The organism is Micromonospora sp. LOL_014, from assembly GCF_048060245.1.
Lineage (GTDB): Bacteria > Actinomycetota > Actinomycetes > Mycobacteriales > Micromonosporaceae > Micromonospora_E.
Genome location: NZ_JBHMIP010000109.1, coordinates 1 through 557 on the forward strand (window position 1 = coordinate 1; position 557 = coordinate 557).

1 protein-coding gene is annotated in these 557 nt (G+C 69.5%); it reads left to right on the forward strand.

Annotated features, from left to right (window positions below; all coding sequences use genetic code 11):
- Positions 1-39: 39 nt before the first annotated feature.
- Positions 40-557: RNA-guided endonuclease InsQ/TnpB family protein (locus ACFHW1_RS28845; RefSeq protein ID WP_416616743.1), on the forward strand; the 518-nt coding region annotated here is incomplete at its 3' end.

A 557-nucleotide genomic window follows, 5' to 3' on the forward strand; every position in this document is an offset into this window, starting at 1 on the left:
TTCTTCCACTCCGTGTCGGGCAGGCGCAAGGGCCGCATGGTGGCGCCGCCGAGGTTCCGGTCCCGTAAGGACAACCGGCAGGCCATCCGTTTCACCCGCAACTCCCGGTTCGCGGTGCTGGACAACGGCCGTCTGCGGCTGCCGAGGATCGGCGACCTCACGGTCCGCTGGTCCCGGACACTGCCGTCGGACCCGTCGTCCGTGACGGTCATCCGGGACGCCGCCGGTAGGTATTTCGCCTCGTTCGTCGTCTCGGCCACGGACGAGCCGTTGCCGCCGACCGACGCCGAGGTGGGGATCGATCTGGGGCTGACGCATTTCGCGGTCATGCCGGACGGCACGAAGGTGGCCGCGCCCAGGTTCCTGCGCCGCGCTGCCCGCAGGCTCAAGCGGCTGCAGCAGGCCCTGTCGCGTAAACAGCGGGGCAGTAACCGCCGTGGGAAGGCCGTCGTGAAGGTCGCCAGGGCGCACGCCCGGGTGGCCGACACCCGGCGGGACTGGCAGCACAAGCTGTCCACGACGATCATCCGTGAGAATCAAGCGGTGTACGTCGAGGA